The organism is Marinobacterium sp. xm-d-579 (assembly GCF_013282935.1).
In the GTDB taxonomy this organism is placed as follows: Bacteria; Pseudomonadota; Gammaproteobacteria; order Pseudomonadales; family Balneatricaceae; genus Marinobacterium_E.
The window spans coordinates 1-22237 of the sequence record NZ_WBYP01000003.1 but is presented as its reverse complement, the minus strand read 5'-3'; the positions used below and the strand labels follow the sequence as shown (position 1 = coordinate 22237).

Genomic DNA, 22237 nt, shown 5'->3' with positions numbered 1-22237 from the left:
GAGGATCCGAACATGAGTAGCGGACGTATTGTTCAGATTATCGGTGCAGTCGTTGACGTGGAATTCCCACGTGAAGATGTACCGAAGGTTTATGACGCACTAAACGTCACTAAAACCAACCTGACACTAGAAGTTCAGCAACAGCTGGGTGACGGTGTCGTACGTACTATCGCAATGGGTCAGACTGAAGGTGCAAGCCGTGGTCTGGACGTTGTAAACACTGGTGCTCCAGTATCTGTACCTGTAGGTACAGCGACCCTAGGTCGTATCATGGACGTACTAGGTAACCCAATCGATGAGTGTGGCCCGATCGGTGAAGAGGAGCGTTACCCAATTCACCGTAAAGCACCTTCTTACGCAGACCAAGCAGCGACTAACGAACTGCTTGAGACAGGCATCAAGGTAATCGACCTTGTTTGTCCTTTCGCTAAGGGTGGTAAGATCGGTCTGTTCGGTGGTGCCGGCGTAGGTAAAACCGTAAACATGATGGAGTTGATCAACAACATCGCAACTCAGCACTCTGGTCTATCTGTATTCGCAGGTGTAGGTGAGCGTACTCGTGAGGGTAACGACTTCTACCACGAAATGCAGGAAGCAGGCGTAGTAAACGTTGAGCAGTTCGACAAGTCGAAAGTAGCGATGGTTTACGGTCAGATGAACGAGCCACCAGGTAACCGTCTACGTGTAGCGTTGACTGGTCTTACAATGGCTGAGAAGTTCCGTGACGAAGGTCGTGACGTACTTCTATTCGTCGACAACATCTACCGTTACACACTTGCGGGTACAGAGGTATCAGCACTGCTAGGTCGTATGCCTTCAGCGGTAGGTTACCAGCCAACTCTTGCAGAAGAGATGGGTGTACTTCAGGAGCGTATCACGTCGACTAAGACTGGTTCGATCACTTCTATCCAGGCGGTATACGTACCAGCGGATGACTTGACTGACCCATCACCAGCGACAACCTTCTCGCACCTTGACGCAACAGTCGTACTGTCTCGTCAGATCGCAGAGCTAGGTATCTACCCAGCGGTAGACCCACTAGACTCTACTTCTCGTCAGCTTGATCCGCTAGTAATCGGTTCTGAGCACTACGAGACTGCACGTGAAGTGCAGGGTGTCCTACAGCGCTACAAAGAGCTTAAAGACATCATCGCGATCCTAGGTATGGACGAACTTTCTGAAGAAGATAAGCAGACGGTAGCACGCGCTCGTAAGATCCAGCGTTTCCTATCTCAGCCATTCTTCGTAGCAGAAGTCTTCACTGGTGCACCAGGTAAATATGTCTCTCTTAAAGACACTATCAGTGGCTTTAAAGGCATCCTGAACGGTGAATACGACTCTCTACCAGAGCAGGCGTTCTACATGGTTGGCGGCATCGACGAAGCAGTCGAAAAAGCCAAAGGCATGTAATCCCTTAAGCGGAACCTGAAGAGGTAATTGAAATGGCTATGACTGTTCATTGTGACATCGTAAGTGCTGAGGAAGAGATCTTCTCTGGCCTTATCGAATTCGTCTCTGTGAGAGGTAGCCTGGGTGAGCTGGGTATCTACCCAGGTCACACTCCGCTTTTGTCGGAAATCAAACCAGGCCCTGTCGAGCTTCGCAAGCAGGGCGGTGAAGAGGATATCTTCTACGTATCTGGTGGCTTCCTAGAGGTTCAACCACACAAGATTACTGTGTTGGCTGATACTGCACTTCGTGCGGGTGACCTTGATGAAGCAACCGCTGTAGAAGCACAGAAGCATGCTGAACAAGCAATGGCTGACAAGCAGGGTGAGTTCGAATACTCACGTGCTGCGACTCAGCTTGCTGAAGCAGCTGCACAGCTTCGTACCCTCGATGCAATTCGCCGCAAACTCGGCAAATAAGATCTACACGATCAAAAAAGGCAGCTTCGGCTGCCTTTTTTTGTGCTTTGAAAAAGCACCGTGTCTGACCTTTAGTCTGACACGACTCAGGAGTTACGCTACAGTCTCTGGTAGACGCTGACAAAGCCGATGACAGGCTGAAAGCCTGTCACGGTCACTCCGTAGCTGGTTTAGTACACAGTGACAGGCATTCAGCCTGTCATCTGCACTCATAAGCTACCTCTCATCTGAACTAAAACACATACGCTGGCGTACACAACGACATCTGCTTTATTTTTCAGAGGTTTAGATGTCACAAAAGCTAGCACACGCCGGCCTGTCAGAAGAGGCGATTTCGCGAGTCATTGAGATGGCTTGGGAAGATCGCACACCCTTTGAAGCGATTGAGGGGTTGTACAGCTTGTCAGAGCCACAAGTGATCAAGTTGATGCAGCGTGAGATGAAGCCCAGTTCGTTTCGTATGTGGCGTGAACGGGTCTCTGGTCGCAACACTAAACATCTTAAAAAGCGTCCAGAGGGGATTGATCGCGGCTACTGCTCTCGCCAGTACAAGATGGTCAGTAAGCCTAAGCGCTAAAGCAGGCGCCAGAGTGTATCAAATATGATCTTCTGCGCGGCCGCTACTTCACTTGAATCGATAACCACCGCAGTTGGGTAGTTATCAGACGCTAAAGAGATGATGGCAATTTTTGGTGGATAGATCGCTATATAAGCGGCGTCTACTGGCCCCTCGGTTTTGATCCATTTACGTTCTGATAGATCAGCACTTTCACCCCCATCCCCAATCGCGATAACCCGTACCTTGATCTTTCGAGCAACACGCTGTGCTGTGAAGTTCGGGAAGGGACGGTAGAGATGCTTTCGAATCGGTTTTGATGAGAAGACAGAGTAGATCGGTTCAGGGTTTGAGCTAACACTGTTAAGGATATCTCTGAGTACCTGCTCAATCCCCTCGTCACCCTCATACCACTGAACATTGGCTGCGCTAAAATCAGGCGAGAGTTGATGCAGCTCGGGTATGACACGACGCTTTAACTCTTCAACAGCGAGATCTAAGCGTTTACGGCGTTCTTCAGCCAGTTCTACCAACACTTCAGGCTCACGTGCTGTGAAGATGCGGCGCTTACCTTTTGGCAGATAGCTGACCACACCTAACGCCTGCATCTGCTTCAGTGCTTCATAGGTTGTGCCGCGATTGACCCCTGCACGCTCAGCAATGGTACGAATCGAACTGGGGCCAAGCGCTAGCAGGGCCTTGTAGATTGAGACGTCACGGTCGCTAAGACCGATCTCTAAAAACAGCGAATTATCCATATTTGTCAATTTTTTTATGACATTTAACCTTGCAGCAGTGTGCACTTAGGTTAAAGTATCGTCAAGTGGATAAATTTTGTTTTTGGAAACACCCGTTAATGTCGATAGATGTAGTCATTCTTGCGGCCGGTCAAGGCAGCCGTATGAAATCTAAACTCCCTAAAGTCCTTCACACTTTGGCAGGAAAATCGCTGGTAAAGCACGTCATTGATCAAGCGAGTCAGTTAAACAACAGCGCGATGCATATTGTGGTTGGCCATGGTGCGGATCAGGTTAAAGAGGCGTTGTCCGATCTATCTTGCCAATTTTATACACAGGCTGAGCAGCTAGGCACGGGCCATGCCGTTGCACAGGCCTCAGCGGGTCTTCGTGCAGGCGGTGTTACGCTAGTGCTTTACGGCGATGTGCCATTAACACCGGCGAGTGTGCTAGAGCAGATGGTACAGGTCGCTCAAACGGGTAAAGTGTCGCTTCTGACCGTTAACCTAGACGATCCGACGGGATACGGCCGTATTCTTCGAAGTGCGGTTAACGATGTTGTGGGTATAGTGGAACAGAAGGATGCCAATGAAGAGCAATTGGCGATCACTGAAGTGAACACTGGCATTATGGCGATGCCAACCGATCATCTAAACGAATGGTTGCCGCAACTCTCTTCCGATAACGCACAGGGTGAGTACTACCTAACTGATTTGATCGCAATGGCGGCGGAGTCGGGTGTAACGGTTCAGGCACTTCATCCTACATCTGAGTTCGAAGTACAGGGTGTGAATAATCGTCGACAACTCGCTGAATTAGAGCGTTGGTATCAACTTCAGCAGGCCAATGCTGCGATGGATGCTGGTGTTACCTTGGCTGATCCAGCTCGATTCGATGTGCGAGGGCAACTGACGGTAGGGCAAGATAGCCACATTGACGTTAACTTCGTTGCAGAAGGCGAGGTACGCATTGGCTCAAACGTTTTGATTGGGCCCAATTGCAGCGTTAAAAATTCGATTATCGGTGACGGTGTAGAGATTCTTGCGAACACCCACATTGATGGTGCTGTTATTGCCGATGCTTGTCAGTTGGGCCCCTTTGCTCGTATCCGTCCTGGCTCACAACTTGCTGCTGGAGTTAAAGTCGGCAACTTTGTTGAGACGAAGAAAGCTCTGGTTGGTCAAGGGTCTAAATTGAACCATCTCTCTTACATTGGCGATGCACAGATTGGTGAAGAGGTAAATGTTGGTGCTGGCACCATTACCTGTAATTACGACGGTGTGAACAAATCCCTGACCGAGATTGGCGATCGTGCATTTATTGGTTCAAACAGTTCATTGGTCGCACCCGTGCAAGTGGGAGCAGGAGCAACCATCGGTGCAGGCTCCACCATTACCAGTAAAGTGGAAGAGGATCAGCTCTCCGTTGCACGTGGTAAGCAGATAAATATTTCGGGCTGGAAACGCCCAATAAAGAAAGGTTAATCGTTATGTGCGGTATTGTAGGTGCAGTCTCTGAACGCCAGGTCAGCGGTATTCTATTAGAGGGTCTTAGTCGATTGGAGTATCGCGGCTATGACTCAGCGGGCATGGCCATTCATGATGGTCAATCTGTGAATCGTCTACGCCGTATTGGCAAAGTACAGGCTCTTAAGGATGCTCAAGAAGCGTCACCGATCACAGGTACACTTGGCATTGCGCATACGCGTTGGGCCACTCATGGTGTGCCTGCAGAGCACAACGCTCACCCGCACATGTCAGGAGATAGTGTTGCTGTTGTTCATAACGGTATCATCGAAAATTTCGAAGAGCTAAAAGCTGAATTGCTTGCTGATGGTTTTCAATTCTCATCTGAGACTGATACAGAAGTAATCGCTCACTTACTTGCTAAGCTTCTTAAATCAGAAGATTCACTTCTTGCAGCCTTGCCAAAAGTCATCGCCCGTCTTGAGGGTGCATTCGCCTTGGGCGTGGTACACAAGGATCTACCAGACCAGCTCTATACCGCACGCAAAGGCAGTCCGCTGGTTGTTGGTGTTGGCATTGGCGAAAACTTTATCGCATCCGATCAGCTTGCACTGCTTCCTGTTACAGACCGTTTCATGTTTCTTGAAGATGGCGATATTGGCTGCCTGACTCGTGATGAGATTCGTGTTTGGGATGCGACAGGTCAATCGGTTGAGAGAGCAGTGTCGCGTTACGAGCACTCAGCAAGTGCAGCTGAAAAAGGCGAATTTAAGCACTTTATGATGAAAGAGATCTATGAGCAGCCGACTGTAATGGCGGATGTGCTTGAAGGTCGTTTAACCGGAGATCGTCTTCTTGAGCAGTGCTTTGGTGCAGAGGCTGCAGAACTGTTTGATAACACTAAGCAGGTTTTAATTCTTGCCTGTGGTACTAGCTATCATGCCGGTATGGTGGCGCGTTACTGGATCGAAGAATTAGCTAATTTGCCATGTTCGGTAGAGGTGGCATCTGAGTTTCGTTACCGCAAAGCCGTTGTACCCGAAGGCACTCTATTGCTGACGATTTCTCAATCGGGTGAGACCGCTGACACCTTGGCCGCACTGCGTGATATTCAATCTCGAGTGGCGGGTTCATTAGCTATCTGTAACGTTCCTGGTAGCTCGCTGGTCCGTGAATCACAACTTTCTCTGATGACACAGGCAGGTCCAGAGATTGGCGTAGCGTCTACTAAAGCGTTCACGTCACAGCTTGTTGCTCTGATGCTGACAACGGTCGCGCTGGCCCGCCGACAGGGGCTGACCGATGAGAAAGAGGCCTACATCATCCACTCACTGCGCCAACTACCTGGTTTACTTGAGCAAGTGATTGGCTTGGATGATCAGATTCAGAAGATGTCAGAAGCGTTTGCTGAGAAGCACCACTCGCTCTTCCTAGGTCGAGGCGCGCTCTATCCAGTTGCAATGGAAGGCGCACTTAAGCTCAAAGAGATCTCTTACATTCATGCTGAAGCCTACCCTGCCGGTGAGCTAAAGCATGGTCCACTGGCTCTGGTCGACAAAGAGATGCCGGTCATTGCCGTTGCCCCGCGTAACGACATGCTGGATAAGCTGAAAGCGAATCTTCAAGAAGTTCGAGCGCGTGGCGGTGAGCTATTTGTCTTCGCGGAAGAAGGTACTATCCAAGAGGAAGAGGGTATTCATGTCATTGAACTGCCCGTTGTCGATTTCTGGTTAGAACCGCTGGTTTACACCATTCCTCTTCAGCTACTCTCTTATCATGTAGCTGTTCTAAAAGGCACCGATGTCGACCAACCCCGCAACCTTGCGAAATCAGTAACCGTAGAGTAGCAAACTACCTTGGGGCTAACCGCCCCATGGCAATCAAACCACCCACAACGATGATGGCGCCGCCAAGTAGCGTCATCAGTGTGGGTACCTCGCCCAGTAGAATTAATGCAGCCAGAGTGGCAAAGAGTAGCAGCGTGTAGTTAAACGGCTGCAGGGTGCTCGCATCTGCATAGTCCATCGCTTTAATGTAAAAAAGCTGGGAGCCAATATTCATAATGGCTAATGCGATTAGCAGTGCACTCTGCTCTGTCGATGGCTGAATCCACTGAAACAGGCCAAATGGCAGCGCCAGCACCAAACCTACTAGCCCCATGTAGAGGGTGTGTGTTTTGAATCCATCTCTGCCACTCAGGTATTTGGTTAGAATCGAGAAACTGGCTAATGCAATGGCGCCACTCAGCGGCATCAGTAACTCGATCGAGATACCGGCACTGCTCGGCTGAATGATAATCATCGCACCGGTAAGACCGATCAAAACCGCTATCACCCTTCTTCTCGTCAGTTCCTCTTTCAGGATAAATCGCGCCATAACCAACGTAATCAGGGGAAAAAGCGCGACGATCGCGTGTACCTTTGCCACCAACATCAGCGTGAATGACAGGTTAATAAAGATTATCTCGGTAATCGACAGCGCCGCACGACCCAGCTGCAGCATCGGCTGTGCCGATTTAAGTCCCACAACAGATTGCCGCAACCCTCCGGCAAGCATGACGGCAAACAGGGTAAAAAACAGGTATCGCACCAGTAACAACTGACTTAGGGGCAAACCCCCTACTAGCAGGTGTTTAGTGATGATGTCCTGAATAGCAAACGACAACATGGACGCTAAACAGAACAGAATACCGATGGTTGATGGTTGCATGATGGGCTTTGATACCTAGGGGATAATCTACTGAAGAGTTATAGCAAATCACCCCCTTGCCTGTCTTGAGTTAACGATACTATTAACTCATTAGCAGTGCTGCATTTCCCCCTGAAGCGGTGGTGTCTTCGCAAATATGTTGCTCTTTACGGTGGTAAACCGAGTGCCCTTTAGACTTGAGAAGTGGAATGATCGCCCCCTCCCTTTGACTGAGAGTAATACGAATCTGCTTACATAACGCTTCGTGAGCGCTAACAGATACGCCTGCCAAGTCTGCAAGCTCAGTTAACAGTCCTGGATCCAGATCGCCGGCCAAACAGATAATGGGTAGATCTTTCATGATGTCACTGTCAGGACTCTTTTTGGTTAGCAGTAGCGTTGGGTTGCCGGTTGATGCACTTGCAATGGCTTGCTGCCAAGCTTGCTCGTCGCCAGCGACTAACCAATAACCTCTAGCTGATGTGAATAGCTGATTATCTTCACCCGTAACACTAGGGCATTGTGTTAGAAGTTCACGAGCAAGAGGTTTAAATTGAGATCGCAGAGTCTGCCATGCTGATTGCACCTGTTCTGCTGATAGCAGGTCTAAGGGGTTAGGTTGATACTGACTCTCAATTGTCTCCGGTTGTGTTAGATTGACGAGATAGTTTGGCCCACCCGCTTTAGGTCCGGTCCCTGACATACCTTCCCCGCCAAAAGGCTGAGACTCGACTATAGCCCCAATCTGGTTGCGGTTGATGTAGCAGTTCCCCACGTTGAGTTCAGCACAGAGCCGCTCAGTTCTGTTCTGTATGCGTGAATGCATTGCGAAGGTTAGGCCATATCCACGCGCGTTAATATCGTTGACCACATCATCAAGTTGATCCGCATTGTATGGAGCAATATGTAAAATCGGGCCAAAGCGCTCGAAGTCCAAATCATGGATACCATCAACTTCAAGCAAGGTTGGTGTAACAAAATGACCGTCGAGCTCTTGAGTTTTAGTTTGATACACAATTCTTGAGCGTTGTTCTTCAATATAAGTATTCAACGCTTGCGCAGCTTTAGCATCAATAACAGGACCCACATCGCACTTCAGTTCGCTTGGATCGCCCACCTTTAACAGCGCCATGGCGCCGGTGATCATCTCGAGGATCTGCGGGTAAACCTCTCGCTGGACGTAGAGCATACGCAGCGCTGAACAGCGCTGGCCGGCGCTCTGGAAGGCTGATGCCATAACCGCTTTAACCACTTGTTCTGGTAGCGCAGATGCATCGGCAATCATCGCATTCAGGCCGCCAGTTTCAGCGACCAGCAGAGTATCTGGCGCAGCGTTATGCGCAAGTGCCTTCTCAATACGTTTCGCTGTGGCTGTCGAGCCGGTAAAGATCACTGCGTTCACGTCTGGGTGTGAGACCAGTGCATTACCCTGTTGTGCGCCTGTGCCGAACACAAGTTGTACTAGGTCAGTTGGCATGCCCGCTTCTTTCCAGAGTTCTATCGCTTTGCGAGCGACTAAACTGGTCTGTTCGGCCGGTTTAGCCAACACTGCATTGCCGGCACCAACAGAAGCCGCAATTTGACCGGTAAAGATCGCCAGCGGGAAGTTCCAAGGTGAGATGCAGACAGCCACACCTCGTGCCTCAGTTTGTTGATCAAGTCCGTCGCTCTCATCGGCGTAATAACGCAGAAAGTCGACCGCTTCACGAATTTCATTGATTGCATCAGCAAGAGTCTTTCCTGCTTCTCTGGCCAGTAGAGCGAGTAACTCAGGAGTGTCGCGTTCATAAAGATCTGCGATCTGTCGCAAGAGTTTTCCTTTGAGTGGCTTGTCTGCCCAAGCCGTTTGGGCAACCTTGGCCTGATTGAACAGCTGATCGACTGAGCTCAGATCAGTCGTTTGATAGTGCCCCAATAGCTCTTGCGAGTAAGGCTCTACAACAGGGACGTCACCTGTCTCGCCCCAAATTGTCTGCATAAAGAGTGAGCGGCTTGCTAAAAGCGCATCGACTTCTGCCTGTTCGCCAAGGTCAAAACCGCGAGAGTTACTCCTATCAGTGAATATTGCGCTGCCGGGTGTTACCGCTTGCTCGATGAGTTTCTGATGCACCGGACTCGCAACGACCTGCTGTGGCGGGATAGCCTCGTCAGCAAGCTGGCTAACAAATGAGGAGTTGGCTCCATTTTCAAGCAGACGACGCACTAGGTAGGCGAGTAGATCTTTATGCGTTCCAACGGGCGCATAGATACGACAACCTGTCTGGTGCTTCTCCAAGAGCTCTTGATGCAGCGCCTCTCCCATGCCATGAAGACGTTGCATTTCGAATGCAATGCCGGCCTCTTTGGCCCAGTTGAGTACACAGGCTGCTGTCTGGGCATTGTGAGTAGCAAATTGTGGGTAGATGCGGTCGCCGTAACGCACCAGTTTGCGCGCACAGGCGAGGTAGCTGACATCGGTGTGATGCTTTGCGGTGAACACCGGGAAATGGTCCAGCCCTTGCTCCTGCGCAAGTTTGATTTCGGTATCCCAGTAGGCACCTTTAACCAAACGCACCATCAGTTTGCGATTGCTCTGATCTGCCCAAGCGTAGAGTTGATCCAGTACCGAATAAGCTTTGCGGTTGTAAGCTTGCACAACAATACCCAGACCATCCCAACCGGAAAGCTCAGGCGCTTCAATCAGGTTGCGAATGATATCGAGCGATATCTCAAGGCGTGCGCACTCTTCAGCATCAATATTGAGGCCAATATTGTGCTCCTTAGCAAGTGAGCAGAGTGACAGCATGCGCTCACTTAATTGGGTAACTGCCTCGTCCTCATTGAATAGCTCGTAACGCGGATGCAGCGCCGACAACTTTACTGAGATGCCTGGATTCTTTTCGATCTGGGTTGATTTCGACTGCTCGATCAGTGCTAGCAGGGCGTTGCGGTATGAATTGAAATAGCGATCGGCGTCGGCCTGAGTATAAGCCGCCTCACCCAGCATATCGTAAGAGAAAGTGTAACCTTGGAACTCAAGTTTGCCGGCGCGCTCTTGGGCGCTTTTAATGCTTTCACCTAGGACGAAGGCACGACCCATCAGCCGCATACCTGCACCCACTCCGATTCGCATCGCGGCGAGTATTGCGCTGCGAAGGGGTTTCATCTTGAGGCTAGCGCTGCCCAGTTGCAGTCCCATGCTGGCGCCGCGAACAAGTGCACTGGTCTGCGCCGTTTTAACGGACCAGTCGCGGTTAGCGAGCTTATCAATAATCAGTTCGTTAGCCGTCTGTTTGTCCGGTACGCGTTGGTAGGCCTCAGCCAAAGTCATCAACGATAGTCCCTCTTGCGTGTCTAAAGGATAAGCACGAAGGAATTGCTCAAGGATAGACGGCTTAAAATTGTTACGAATCGCAGTGACTAGGTTGCTCGCCACTGTCTGGAGGTCAGGCGTGACCCACTGCAGAAGTTGCTCTTTCTCGATGAGCTGTTGCAGTTGATCTAATTCTGATTGGTCGCAATAGGGTATCTGGATGTGTGTGTTTTGAGCGTTCATGTTTAGCCCCTCTAAATTGATAATGCAATTATAGATTTAGACTTATAGGGCTTCTGTCTATTTTTATAGGTATATATAGACTTTAAAACTTATTATTCGCTTTAATTTAGATAACTAATAGTTAAATAATTTTATTGGTAGGCGATATGACTAATGTGTCTTTAGATAATTATGATTTGGCGATATTAAAAACCTTAGAGCAAAACGGGCGGATAACGGTCACTGAGTTGGCTGATAGAGTGGGATTATCTAAAACCCCCTGCCAAATTCGAATGAAGCGGCTAGAAAGCAATGGAGTGATACGTGGCTATACCGTAATCATGGATTACGGACTGCTCGATACTAATCATATTGCCTTTGTGCAGGTTAAGCTCAGTGACACCAGGGCTGCTGCTCTTGCTTCATTTAATGATGCAGTTGGCGCTGTGTCTGAAATAGAGGAGTGCCATATGATGGCTGCAGACTTTGATTACATCCTTAAAGTGCGTACACGCGATATCGCGAGCTATCGAGAGGTTCTGGGTGAAACTATTTCAGAGCTACCCTATGTCTCTAGTACCTCTACCTTTGTCTGTATGGAGGCTGTTAAAGAGCATGGCCAAGTCTTTGATGGTTAGCAAATCACCTAAATTTCTCTAATTTCTAGGAAAATTGATTTTTATAATATGAATAAAAAGAATATTTTCCAGTTTCTGTTCAATAAATAGGCAAAATCACCCATCAGGTCTGTTCTATAATTGATTAACCATCAATTGATCAGATGGTCTGACCAATACGTAACTGAAATCTGTTGTCTGAATGGTCAACATTCGATAATGTTAATGCGTTGCCAGTTGAAAAACTGCAGACACTGATCGCTACTACTTAATCGATAAAGTGGTGTGATGTTTCATTATAAGGAGAAGAGAATGAAAAAATTAGCATTGGCTGTAGCTGCAGCTTCAATGATCGCGGGTGCGGCGCAAGCTGGCAGCCACATGCCAAGCGAAGTTCGTCTTGGTGTTGCTCTAGGCTTTACAGGTCCTGCTGAATCACTTGCTGCTGATATGGCTGCAGGTGCAGAGATGGCTATGAAAGAAGTTGCTGATAGCGGCAAGCTTCTTGGTGGTGCTAAGGTTACTCCAGTTCGTGCTGACTCAACCTGTGTTGATGCTTCTGCTGCCGCTGCAGCCGCTGAGCGTCTAATCTCAGCTGAGAAAGTGGATGCGATTGTGGGTGCTCTTTGTTCTGGTGCAACGATCTCAATCCTACAGAACGTAGCGATGCCAAACGGTGTTCTTCTGTTCTCTCCTTCAGCGACTTCACCAGCGCTTTCAACTCTTGAAGATAACGGTTACTTCTTCCGTGCATCACCATCTGATGCTCGTCAGGGTCAAGTAATTGCTGAAATGCTTCAGGAGAAAGGTTACAAGTCGATCGCAATGACTTACACCAACAACGATTACGGTAAAGGCCTAGCGGACAGCATTCAGTCAAACTTCGAAGCGGCTGGCGGTAAAGTGACTATCAACACTCCACACGAAGATGGCAAAGGCGATTACGGTGCGGAAGTGGGTGCTCTTGCTCAGGCAGGTGGTGACATCCTAGTGGTTGCTGGTTACCTTGACCAAGGTGGTAAAGGCATCATTCAGTCATCTCTAGATGCGGGTGCATTTGATCACTTCTTCCTACCTGATGCGATGATCGGTGACAGCCTAACAGCTGCAATCGGTCCGGATCTAAACGGTTCAATCGGTACGGTTCCAGGTACTGACAGCCCTGGATCAGACTCTTACAAAGAGATGTTCACTGCGGCTACCGGTGCGGCACCTGGCCCATACTCTGACTACTCTTACGATGCAGCGGCTATGACGCTTCTAGCGATGCAGGCAGCAGGCACTAAAGATTCTAAAGTCGTTAAAGATCACGTCTTTGAAATCGCAAACGCTCCAGGCGAGAAAATCTACCCAGGTGAGCTAGCGAAAGGTCTTGAGATCCTAGCTAACGGCGGTCAGATTGACTACGTTGGTGCGACTGCGGTTGAGTTGATCGGCGGCGGTGAGTCAGCAGGTAGCTACCGTGAGATTCTGGTTAAAGACCAGCAGAACACAACTGTTCGTTACCGCTAAGCGATAGCGCATAAAACAGGCTCGGGGTTCACTGAATCTCGAGCCGTTTTTACATTTGAGCATTATGATTGTTGTAGAAAATCTCCATAAGCGCTTTGGCGGTGTTCATGCCGTGAATGACGCGTCCCTTCACATTAAGAAGGGCTCAATTACCGGTCTAATCGGTCCAAACGGTGCAGGTAAAACGACGCTGTTTAACGTGATCGCAGGCCACCACTCGCCCACTTCAGGTCGCATCACCCTTGATGGTGAAGACATTACCGGACTTAAGCCACATGAGCTGTTTGGTAAGGGTCTATTGCGCACCTTCCAGTTGGCTCACGAATTCTCTTCATTAACGGTTCGCGAAAACTTGATGATGGTACCACCTAATCAAGCTGGCGAAAGCTTAATGAATACCTGGTTCCGCAAAGATCTAGTGCGTGCTGACGAGCAGCGTGTGCGTGAGAAAGCGGACGAGGTGATCGATTTTCTAGAGATTGGTCACGTTGCAGATGAACTGGCTGGCAACCTGTCAGGTGGCCAGAAGAAGCTTCTGGAACTGGGTCGCACCATGATGGTGGATCCTAAAATTGTCTTCTTGGATGAGGTCGGTGCCGGTGTAAACCGTACGCTGCTCTACAAGATTGGCGATGCGATTAAAAAGCTGAATCAGGAGCGCGGTTACACATTCTGCCTGATTGAGCATGATATGGACTTCATAGCGCGTCTTTGTGACCCGGTTATCTGTATGGCGGAAGGTACTGTTTTAGCCGAGGGTACGGTTGATGAAGTTAAGAACAATGAGCAGGTGATCGAGGCTTACCTCGGTACCGGTTTGAAACATAAGCGGTAAGCGTACATGAGTTTTTTAATAGGTCAGAGTATGACCGGCGGCTACGGTGCTGCGGATATCCTCAAAGAGTGCACCATTGGTGTGGATCGAGGTGAGATCGCGGTTATCGTTGGCCCTAACGGTGCTGGCAAGTCGACAGCAATGAAGGCTACCTTTGGCATGTTGCCGTTGCGAGAAGGTCAGGTCATGTTTGATGGTGAAGACATTACCCACCTCAAACCTGAAGAACGCGTGGTTAAAGGGATGGGGTTTGTGCCTCAAACCCACAATGTATTCACCTCGATGACGGTTGAAGAGAATCTTGAGATGGGCGCCTTCATTCGTGAAGACGATATCTCCGATTCGATTGAACAGGTTTATGAACTCTTCCCCATTTTGAAAGAGAAGCGCCGCCAACCAGCCGGTGAGCTTTCAGGCGGTCAGCGCCAGCAAGTCGCGGTGGGTCGTGCCATGATGACGCAACCTAAGGTTCTGCTTCTGGATGAGCCAACAGCCGGTGTGTCACCCATTGTGATGGATGAGCTATTCGATCGAATCATAGAGATTGCTCGCACAGGTGTAGCGATTTTGATGGTTGAGCAGAATGCGAAACAGGCGCTAGAGATTGCCGATAAAGGCTACGTGTTGGTACAGGGTTCTAACCGATTCACAGATACAGGCGAAGCGTTGTTGGCTAACCCTGATGTTCGTCGCTCGTTCTTGGGGGGTTAATCGATGACTGACTTTATTAATGCCCTAATTGTTCTGGCGAACTTTATTCTTGTTCCTGCACTGACCTACGGCAGTCAGTTGGCGCTCGGTGCACTTGGTGTCACTCTGGTCTACGGTGTGTTGCGTTTCTCCAACTTCGCACACGGTGAAATGATGGCCTTTGGTACCATGATCACCATCTTTGGTACCTGGGGTTTACAGGCGCTGGGTGTCTCTATTGCACCGCTGCCAACGGCCCTGCTGGCGCTACCTTTGGGTATTGCCGGTGCTGTCGCACTCTCGTTGATCCTTGATAAAACCGTTTACAAATATCATCGCCAGCGCAAGGCGAGTCCGGTAATCTTCCTGATTGTCTCAATCGGTTTGATGTTCTTTATCGGTGGTCTGGTGCGATTCATTATCGGCCCTGGTGATCAGATCTTCTTTGACGGAACTCGTTTCATCTTCTCGGCGCGTGATTTCAAACGTGCGACGGGTCTTGATGAAGGTTTCGCACTTAAGATGACACAGGCGGTGACCATTATTACTGCGATTCTTGTGGTAGCAGCCATGTTCTGGTTCCTGAACAAAACACGTACCGGCAAATCGATGCGTGCTTTTTCAGACAACGAAAACCTAGCACTGCTGTCGGGCATCAACCCTGATCGTGTCGTGATGATTACCTGGATCCTTGTGGGTGCGCTAGCGACCATTGCCGGTACTCTGTATGGATTGGATAAGAGCTTTAAGCCATTCAGCTTTATGCAGCTGCTCCTACCAATCTTTGCCGCAGCGATTGTCGGTGGGGTTGGTAACCCGTTGGGTGCCATTGCGGGTGGTTACGTGATCGCTTTCTCGGAGATTGCTGTCACCTTCGCCTACAAGAAAGTCGTGACCTACTTGGGGCCTGATAGTTTCCAACCTGATTCGTTGGTTCAGCTGTTGGGCACCGATTACAAGATTGCGGTTTCATTCATCATCTTGGTTATCGTACTGATTGTGCGACCTACCGGTATCTTTAGTGGGAAGACCTTGTAATGAATCAGACATTTTTTAATCAATATCGCACTCCGATTCTCTACTCGGTGATGGCGCTTCTGCTTGTCATCGTCGGTGTGGGTCAGGGGTGGTCTGTCGCCTTTACCATTCTTAACCTCTGTTTGATCAGTGCCATCATGTCACTGGGTGTCAACATGCAGTGGGGTTATGCCGGTCTCTTTAACGTTGGTGTGATGGGCTTTGCAGCACTGGGTGGTTTGGCCGCGGTTCTGGTCTCTATGCCACCGGTTGAAGAGGCGCGTGCTGCGGGTGGTCAGGGCATTTTAGTCGGCCTGTTGATTCTAATTGCGACCATTTTCGTGTCGATCCTGGCGTGGAAACAGTTTGGGGCTAAGAGTAAGAAGACTGGCTATTGGATGCTGTTTGTCATCATATCTGTGGGTTATGCCCTGATGCGTCTATTCTTCCTCCCTTCCGTTGAAGCAATCGAAGCGGTTAACCCCTCAGTGACTGGATATCTTGGTGGCTTAGGTCTGCCAATCATCCTCTCTTGGCCTGTGGGTATGGTGTTTGCGGCCGGTGCGGCTTACGTCATTGGTAAAGTTGCTTTGGGGCTTCGCTCTGACTACCTAGCGATTGCAACGCTGGGTATTTCTGAGATCGTTCTCTACTTCATTAAGAATGAAGAGTGGCTGACACGCGGTGTTAAAAACGTCAACGGTCTACCTCGTCCGGTTCCTTATGAGGTGGATCTACAACAGGCAACTTGGTTCCAGCAATTTGCTGCAGACTGGGGTATGGAAGTGGCAGAGGCCTCGTCTCTATTCGTTAAAGTATGTTACGCAGGGCTGTTTATCGTTGTCATTGCGATCTTGATGTACTTATCTGAGACGGCACTTAAGTCACCTTGGGGTCGTATGATGCGCGCTATTCGTGACAACGAAGTGGCCGCTGCCGCAATGGGTAAGGATGTTGTTAAACGTCACCTGATGATCTTTGTGATTGGCTCAGCGGTTATTGGCCTTGCTGGTGCAATGCTAACGACTCTGGATGGTCAGTTTACACCGGTTGGTTACCAGCCATTGCGTTTCACCTTCCTCATTTGGGTCATGGTGATCATTGGTGGCTCGGGCAATAACTGGGGTGCAGTCTTGGGCGGTTTCTTCATCTGGTTCTTCTGGATCGAAGCGGAGCCGATTGGTCTTTGGTTAGTGGATACCCTAACCTCTTTCATGGAGCCAACTCACTGGCTACGTCTGCACTTGATGGACAGTGCCGCTCACATGCGTCTGATGACGGTCGGTATCGTGCTTCTGATTGCATTACGATATGCCCCAGAGGGATTAATCCCCGAGCGAACGGCTCGTAAGCACTGATTCATAGCACTACTATGAGTGGGGTTGGGCTTCTAGTCCGGCCCCATTTTCATTTTTGTGACCTATCTTTTCTCAACTAGCGTAGACTAGGGTAATAACTTCTATTACTTGTAGGTCAATTGTGCAGCAGAAACCAGAACACTTCGGCTTTTTCCTAATGCCCGGTTTCTCGATCATCTCCTTTGCGGCGACGATTGATCCGCTGCGTCTTGCGAACCAGTTAAGTGGTCAAACTCTTTATGAGTGGCACTTTTATGGTCCAGCCGATCAGACCGTTACCTGCTCGACAGGTATGCGTTTCCAACCCACACGTCGCATGAACGATACTGAATCGATTGATCGTATGTTGGTGGTTGGCGGTATCGGTGCTCAACAAGAGTCCGAAACCTACTTGAACGATTGGCTACAGAATTTGGTTCGCAATGGTATCAGTTTAGGTGCAACCTCGACGGGCTCTCTGTTATTGGCTGAAGCCGGTGTGTTAGAGGGTAAAACCTGTACGGTCCACTGGGAGGAGCGTGATCAGCTGACGGAGCTCTACCCAGATCTTAACGTCAGTGAAGAGCTTTATGAGATTGATGGCAACCTGATGACTTGTTCTGGTGGTTTGTCGGGTTTGGATATGATTCTTCAGCTGATTACGATTCGCCATGGTGAATCTTTAGCCCACCAAGTCGCTGAGCACTGTATTCACCCCAACATCCGTCCTGCTCATGATAAGCAGCGTATGAAGCTGCAGCTTCGCCAACACGGCAGTCACCCTCGCCTGACACAAGCGCTGGAGTTGATGCGTGAGCACATTCAACCGGTTCTAAGTTGTGAGCAGATCTCCGATCGAGTTGGGCTCTCAACCAGACAGTTGGAGCGACTGTTTAGACAGCACCTGAACTCATCACCGACAAACTACTACATGAGTTTGCGTCTTGAGTTTGCACGTCAGCAGTTGAAGTCGACTCGTCTTCCGATTCAAACGGTTGCGAAAAAAGCGGGATTTACATCCACTAGCTATTTTTCACGTTGTTACAAAAAGCAGTTTGGATTGACGCCAAGAGAGGCAAGAACGGGTGTGCACCGCATGATTGAACTGGGTGAAAAAGCGTAAAAGAGAGATCAAATTTCCAATAGGCTCTGCCTCGATCTCTCTTTTTATTGTGAGCGGTTGCGACTATTTTTCGTCGAACCAACTCTCTTCATTGAAATAGGTCGAGAGCTCTTGCTCTTCGCGACGCTGCTCTATGGCTCTGCGAGCATTAAGCAGTCGCTGTGATTGACACTTTTGCTCCTCCTGCGTCTTCTCCTCTTCGAAGCCCACAAGCAGATCAAAAATTTGAGTTTTTACTGGATCTAGTTCTTCTTCACGAATCAGCATAGGTCAACCTCCTAAGCAAACGTCCATGAACGGATCGCTCATGGCTACACTGTTCTAATATCTTTTTACTGAAAGCGTCTCAGTAATGCAACCGCGACGATTGTCGTAAAAAAGTGTTACGAAAAAGTGAAACGTAAAATGCGTTAGTCAGGTCGGCGCATCATCAGGCGACGATCGTTTTGACGAAGACTTCTAAGACTGCGTTTGATCGTCTTAAGATGCTCGACGGCATTAGGTCCCAACCGCATCGCAACTCCAACAGCTATTACGTCGATGACAACAAGGTGGACCACGCGAGATGACATCAGAGTACTTAGGTCTTTGTCCTCTTCTACGTCGATAAAGATCGGTATGGTTGCCAGTTCAGCTAGTGGGGTGTTGGCTGGGCAGAGCGTGATAACGGTTGCGCCAGTATCTCTAACAAGCTTAACACTGTGTAGAAGGTCCTTGGTGGTACCCGTTTGTGAAATGGCAACCACCACATCCCCTTCGCCAAGTGTGACGGCTGAGATGGTCTGCATGTGAGGATCTGAATAGGCGGCTGCAGAGATCTTAAGGCGGTAGAGTTTGTGTTGTGCATCGGCACAGACCGGCGCAGATGCACCCAGGCCATAGAACTCCACTCGACGCGCTGAAGCGATCGCCTGAATGGCCTCCTCTAGCGCTCGGTCATCTAACTGCTCTCGTGCTTCGACCAGATTACCCATCATGGAGTCAAAGATCTTCTGCTTAAACTCCAGAACGGTGTCGTCATGGTTCATTGAGAACTGTTCGAAGGTTGAGTTACTGGCCAGTGCTTGCGCTAAGGTCAGCTTAAAATCTTGGAAACCATCGTATTGAAGCGCTCGACAGAAACGAACCACCGTCGGCTCAGAGACCATCGCTTCAGATGCCAGATCAACAATACGCATATGAATGATGTCATTTGGCTGAGCTAGAACGTAATCAGCCACTTTCTGTTCTGATTTACGCAGCTTGGCTTTGGCATCGCTGATCTGTTTAAGAAGGTTAGCTGAGTTCACGCTAGGATCCATTTCTATAGAGTGTTGCGAGATAGTATATCAAGGCATACAAATCTTGCAGTAGCTTCGGTATCCTAATAATAGATATTAGGATTTGTTGGTTCATGCGATCTATATTTACCCTATTTTTTGTTCTTTTTAGCGCGACGGCTGTGGCAGCTCCTGATCCCGCTAAACTAGACCTTGCCTCTGTCAGTGTCATGATCAAAGACCTGGACACGCAAGAGGTGCTCTATGAGCGCAACGCCGATCGCGTTCAACCGATCGCGTCGTTGACGAAGTTGATGACAGGATTAGTAACTTTAGATGGCCGCCTTCCGATGAAGGAGCGGATCACGATTGAAGTGAATCAGATACCGGAGATGCGCAATGTTCACTCTCGCATTCGTGTTGGAAGTAATCTTCCGCGAGCAGATGTACTACACATCGCTTTGATGTCATCGGAAAACCGCGCAGCGGCCACTTTGGCTCACGCTTACCCTGGCGGTGCTAAGCAGTTCATCGATAATATGAACTGGACGGCACAGGGCTTGAGTATGACCAACACTCGATTCCAGGAGCCTACCGGGCTCTCTGAAAAGAACGTCTCTACTGCAAGTGATCTGATGCGTCTGCTGGAGGCCGTGAGTCTCTATCCAACTCTCTCCAAAGTAACGACCTCTTCCAAACGTGATGTGATCTTTAAACGGCCACGCACGGCCATGGCGTTTTTTAATACTAATACCTTGGTTAATAAAAAGAGTTGGTCCATTCAGATCAGTAAAACCGGTTATACCGATGATGCAGGCCGGTGTTTGGTTCTTAAAACACGCATCAAAGGTCGTAATTTAGGCATTGTCCTATTGGACTCCTACGGTAAACGCACCCACCTAGCCGATGCGCAACGCATCAAACGTTGGCTTGAAAAAGGCAGCAGTGGCAAGGTACCAAGAGGTGCTGCGAATTACCGTGATCAAAAATTAAAATCATTGATGACAGCATCGCGCTGATCCCAGAGGTAGCTATGGCTTATCGTGTCATTCCCGTCACACCTTTTGAACAGAACTGCACTCTCTTCTGGTGTCCAGAGACTAAAGAGGCGGCCGTTGTGGACCCAGGTGGCGATTTGCAAAAAATCATGGCGGCGATCGAAGAAGAGGGCGTGACGCTGACGAAGATTCTGCTGACTCACGGCCATATTGATCATGCCGGTGCATCAGCTACCCTAGCAAAATCGATGGATGTAAAGATCATTGGTCCTCAGCAAGCTGATCTGTTCTGGATCGAAGGGTTAGAGCAGCAGAGTCAGATGTTTGGTTTTCAGCAGGTGCAGGGCTTTGTGCCGGATCAGTGGCTCAATGATGGTGACACCGTTATGGTTGGTAATATCACACTGGATGTCATTCACTGTCCGGGTCATACCCCAGGGCATGTGGTGTTTGTTGATCGTAAGGCAAAAATTGCTCAGGTGGGTGATGTCCTGTTTAAAGGTTCGATTGGTCGTACCGACTTCCCACAGGGTGATCATGCAACGTTAATCAGCTCTATTAAAGAGAAGCTGTTTCCTCTTGGCGATGATATCCGCTTTATACCGGGGCACGGTCCTGAATCGACCTTTGGTGATGAGCGACTCACCAACCCCTTTGTGGCCGATCGCTGGGGCTAGTGATTCTTAGTGTTGTAGCTCGTTGATGAGGTCCATCACTTCAACGGGCAACCCCTTCTTCTGGGTAATGACGGCTTCTAGGGGTGTGGTGCTCACTGCACCTTTTGTTACCCCCACCATCACATCCGTTTTCCCTTCAAGCAGTGTATGAATGGCGCAGTTACCCAGCGTAGCAGCAAGCAGGCGGTCATGCGCTGTTGGCTTTCCACCACGCTGCAGATGACCTAAGACACAGACTCTAGGGTCTTCACCGAGCTGTCTCATCTCTTCAGAGAGTTGATTAGACCAGCCACTCTTTCCAGCTTCAGCGACGACAATAATGCCACTGGAACCAATGCCCTCTTTGCGTCGCTGTGCCAGCTGTTGGCTGATATCGGTAATATCAGACTGGTGTTCGGGAACAATAACCATTTCAGCGCCGGCGGCAATCGCAACATGACAGGCAAGCAGGCCGTAGTTACGCCCCATTACCTCAACTAAGAAGTGACGATCATGTGAATAGGCGGTATCACTGATTTTATCGATGCCTTCGACGGCGGTCGTTACAGCGGTATCAAACCCAATACTGTCATCAGTACCATAGATATCATTATCAATGGTCCCTGGAAGACCAATAACGGGAATGGAGAACTCTTGATAGAGTTCGTGAGCACCTGAAAGTGAGCCGTCACCCCCAATGACAATTAATGCTTCGATGCCGTGCTTGGAGAGAATATCGAAAGCGCGTTGTCGTGTGGCCGCTTCATGAAACTCAAGACAGCGAGCACTCTTTAGATAGGTTCCCCCTCTATGACAGAGTCCACTGACACTTTTGGAATTCAGTGTTTCGAACTCCTCATTCAGCAATCCTGCATATCCGCGATGAATACCGATCACCTCTATACCAAAAGAGGTCGCTGTTCTGACCAATGCACGAATAGCTGGATTCATTCCAGGTGAATCTCCGCCACTGGTTAAGATGGCAACTTTAGAAAAGGATGTAATGTGGGAGTACTGAGGTAACTGATACATAAAGAGTCCAAAAGTGCTTATCCCTGAATACTAGCGATAATTTGGGTAAAAAATGAGCAAAAAATAGGGGCTTTTGTACAGTTAATGATCAGTTTTAATCTTTTTTTAAAAAAAGTGAAAAAAAACCAAAATAGACGTTGACCCTAAGTCTAATATCGGTAAGATATGCACCTCGCTTGAGACGAGTACTCAAGCAGCCGCCAAGAGATCGGTGGCACGCTCTTTAACAATTAATCAGGTAATGCGTGTGGGCGCTTGTTGAGGTTGAGCACAAAAGCTTAACAAGACAAGCAACCTATATGTGAATTCATTTAGCGTAATGTTTTTCTTGA

Annotated in this window: 20 protein-coding genes; 14 read left to right on the top strand and 6 right to left on the bottom strand. The window is 49.1% G+C overall.

Translation table 11 applies throughout. The annotated features are described in order from the left end of the window. Positions 1-12 precede the first annotated feature (12 nt). The 3 genes from atpD to XMD579_RS07255 all read left to right on the top strand — a co-directional run bounded on the left by atpD (position 13) and on the right by XMD579_RS07255 (position 2445). Positions 13-1410, top strand: a complete 1398-nt coding sequence (gene atpD, locus XMD579_RS07265) for a F0F1 ATP synthase subunit beta (protein ID WP_173482153.1) — start codon at positions 13-15, stop codon at positions 1408-1410. 32 nt (positions 1411-1442) lie between these two features. Further along, entirely contained in the window at positions 1443-1868 is a 426-nt protein-coding gene (locus XMD579_RS07260; RefSeq protein WP_173482152.1) for a F0F1 ATP synthase subunit epsilon, read from the top strand. A gap of 289 nt (positions 1869-2157) precedes the next feature. After that, positions 2158-2445 (top strand): TIGR03643 family protein, encoded by a 288-nt coding sequence (locus XMD579_RS07255; RefSeq protein WP_173482151.1) that lies wholly within the window; start codon positions 2158-2160, stop codon positions 2443-2445. Here XMD579_RS07255 and XMD579_RS07250 read toward each other — a convergent pair. Continuing rightward, positions 2442-3182, bottom strand: a complete 741-nt coding sequence (locus XMD579_RS07250) for a TrmB family transcriptional regulator (protein WP_173482150.1) — start codon at positions 3180-3182, stop codon at positions 2442-2444. The two genes, XMD579_RS07255 and XMD579_RS07250, sit on opposite strands and share 4 nt — an antisense overlap. Before the next feature lie 98 nt (positions 3183-3280). Between XMD579_RS07250 and glmU the strand changes: the two genes are divergently transcribed. Then, complete coding sequence (gene glmU, locus XMD579_RS07245; RefSeq protein WP_173506148.1) at positions 3281-4645, top strand: bifunctional UDP-N-acetylglucosamine diphosphorylase/glucosamine-1-phosphate N-acetyltransferase GlmU; 1365 nt, start codon at positions 3281-3283, stop codon at positions 4643-4645. A gap of 5 nt (positions 4646-4650) precedes the next feature. Further along, the gene (gene glmS, locus XMD579_RS07240) at positions 4651-6474 is read left to right on the top strand and encodes a glutamine--fructose-6-phosphate transaminase (isomerizing) (protein WP_173484681.1); all 1824 of its coding nucleotides are present in this window, start codon (positions 4651-4653) and stop codon (positions 6472-6474) included. 4 nt (positions 6475-6478) lie between these two features. Here the strand turns inward: glmS and XMD579_RS07235 are convergent, their stop codons facing one another. Beyond that, the gene (locus tag XMD579_RS07235; protein ID WP_173483705.1) at positions 6479-7336 is read right to left on the bottom strand and encodes a DMT family transporter; all 858 of its coding nucleotides are present in this window, start codon (positions 7334-7336) and stop codon (positions 6479-6481) included. A gap of 82 nt (positions 7337-7418) precedes the next feature. After that, positions 7419-10850 (bottom strand): bifunctional proline dehydrogenase/L-glutamate gamma-semialdehyde dehydrogenase PutA, encoded by a 3432-nt coding sequence (putA, locus tag XMD579_RS07230; protein ID WP_173489255.1) that lies wholly within the window; start codon positions 10848-10850, stop codon positions 7419-7421. 146 nt (positions 10851-10996) lie between these two features. Between putA and XMD579_RS07225 the strand changes: the two genes are divergently transcribed. From XMD579_RS07225 to XMD579_RS07195, 7 genes are all read left to right on the top strand, one after another. Further along, a complete protein-coding gene (locus XMD579_RS07225; RefSeq protein ID WP_173482145.1) occupies positions 10997-11467 on the top strand; it encodes an Lrp/AsnC ligand binding domain-containing protein in 471 nt (156 codons plus the stop codon). A gap of 291 nt (positions 11468-11758) precedes the next feature. Then, positions 11759-12958, top strand: coding sequence for an ABC transporter substrate-binding protein (locus tag XMD579_RS07220; RefSeq protein WP_173482144.1), 1200 nt, complete (start codon positions 11759-11761; stop codon positions 12956-12958). A gap of 64 nt (positions 12959-13022) precedes the next feature. Further along, positions 13023-13793 carry an ABC transporter ATP-binding protein gene (locus XMD579_RS07215; protein ID WP_173482143.1) on the top strand — a complete coding sequence of 257 codons (771 nt, stop codon included), beginning with the start codon at positions 13023-13025 and terminating at the stop codon, positions 13791-13793. A gap of 6 nt (positions 13794-13799) precedes the next feature. Continuing rightward, the gene (locus tag XMD579_RS07210) at positions 13800-14504 is read left to right on the top strand and encodes an ABC transporter ATP-binding protein (RefSeq protein ID WP_173482142.1); all 705 of its coding nucleotides are present in this window, start codon (positions 13800-13802) and stop codon (positions 14502-14504) included. Positions 14505-14507: 3 nt separating this feature from the next. Then, a complete protein-coding gene (locus XMD579_RS07205; protein ID WP_173506147.1) occupies positions 14508-15521 on the top strand; it encodes a branched-chain amino acid ABC transporter permease in 1014 nt (337 codons plus the stop codon). Beyond that, positions 15521-16858: a branched-chain amino acid ABC transporter permease gene (locus tag XMD579_RS07200; protein WP_173506146.1), complete on the top strand. Its 1338-nt coding sequence runs from the start codon at positions 15521-15523 to the stop codon at positions 16856-16858. The genes XMD579_RS07205 and XMD579_RS07200 overlap by 1 nt, the downstream gene beginning before the upstream one ends. 121 nt (positions 16859-16979) lie before the next feature. Further along, positions 16980-17960, top strand: coding sequence for a GlxA family transcriptional regulator (locus tag XMD579_RS07195; protein WP_371743487.1), 981 nt, complete (start codon positions 16980-16982; stop codon positions 17958-17960). Between the two features lie 63 nt (positions 17961-18023). Here the strand turns inward: XMD579_RS07195 and XMD579_RS07190 are convergent, their stop codons facing one another. Then, positions 18024-18227: a PA3496 family putative envelope integrity protein gene (locus XMD579_RS07190; RefSeq protein WP_173482139.1), complete on the bottom strand. Its 204-nt coding sequence runs from the start codon at positions 18225-18227 to the stop codon at positions 18024-18026. A 143-nt stretch (positions 18228-18370) separates the two neighbouring features. Further along, complete coding sequence (locus tag XMD579_RS07185; RefSeq protein WP_173484683.1) at positions 18371-19249, bottom strand: SIS domain-containing protein; 879 nt, start codon at positions 19247-19249, stop codon at positions 18371-18373. A 104-nt stretch (positions 19250-19353) separates the two neighbouring features. Between XMD579_RS07185 and pbpG the strand changes: the two genes are divergently transcribed. Both pbpG and XMD579_RS07175 read left to right on the top strand, forming a co-directional pair. Then, positions 19354-20238 carry a D-alanyl-D-alanine endopeptidase gene (gene pbpG, locus XMD579_RS07180; RefSeq protein ID WP_173482137.1) on the top strand — a complete coding sequence of 295 codons (885 nt, stop codon included), beginning with the start codon at positions 19354-19356 and terminating at the stop codon, positions 20236-20238. A gap of 14 nt (positions 20239-20252) precedes the next feature. Beyond that, positions 20253-20894, top strand: a complete 642-nt coding sequence (locus XMD579_RS07175) for an MBL fold metallo-hydrolase (RefSeq protein WP_173489260.1) — start codon at positions 20253-20255, stop codon at positions 20892-20894. A 6-nt stretch (positions 20895-20900) separates the two neighbouring features. Here the strand turns inward: XMD579_RS07175 and pfkA are convergent, their stop codons facing one another. Then, positions 20901-21905: a 6-phosphofructokinase gene (gene pfkA, locus XMD579_RS07170; protein ID WP_173506145.1), complete on the bottom strand. Its 1005-nt coding sequence runs from the start codon at positions 21903-21905 to the stop codon at positions 20901-20903. Between the last annotated feature and the right edge of the window lie 332 nt (positions 21906-22237).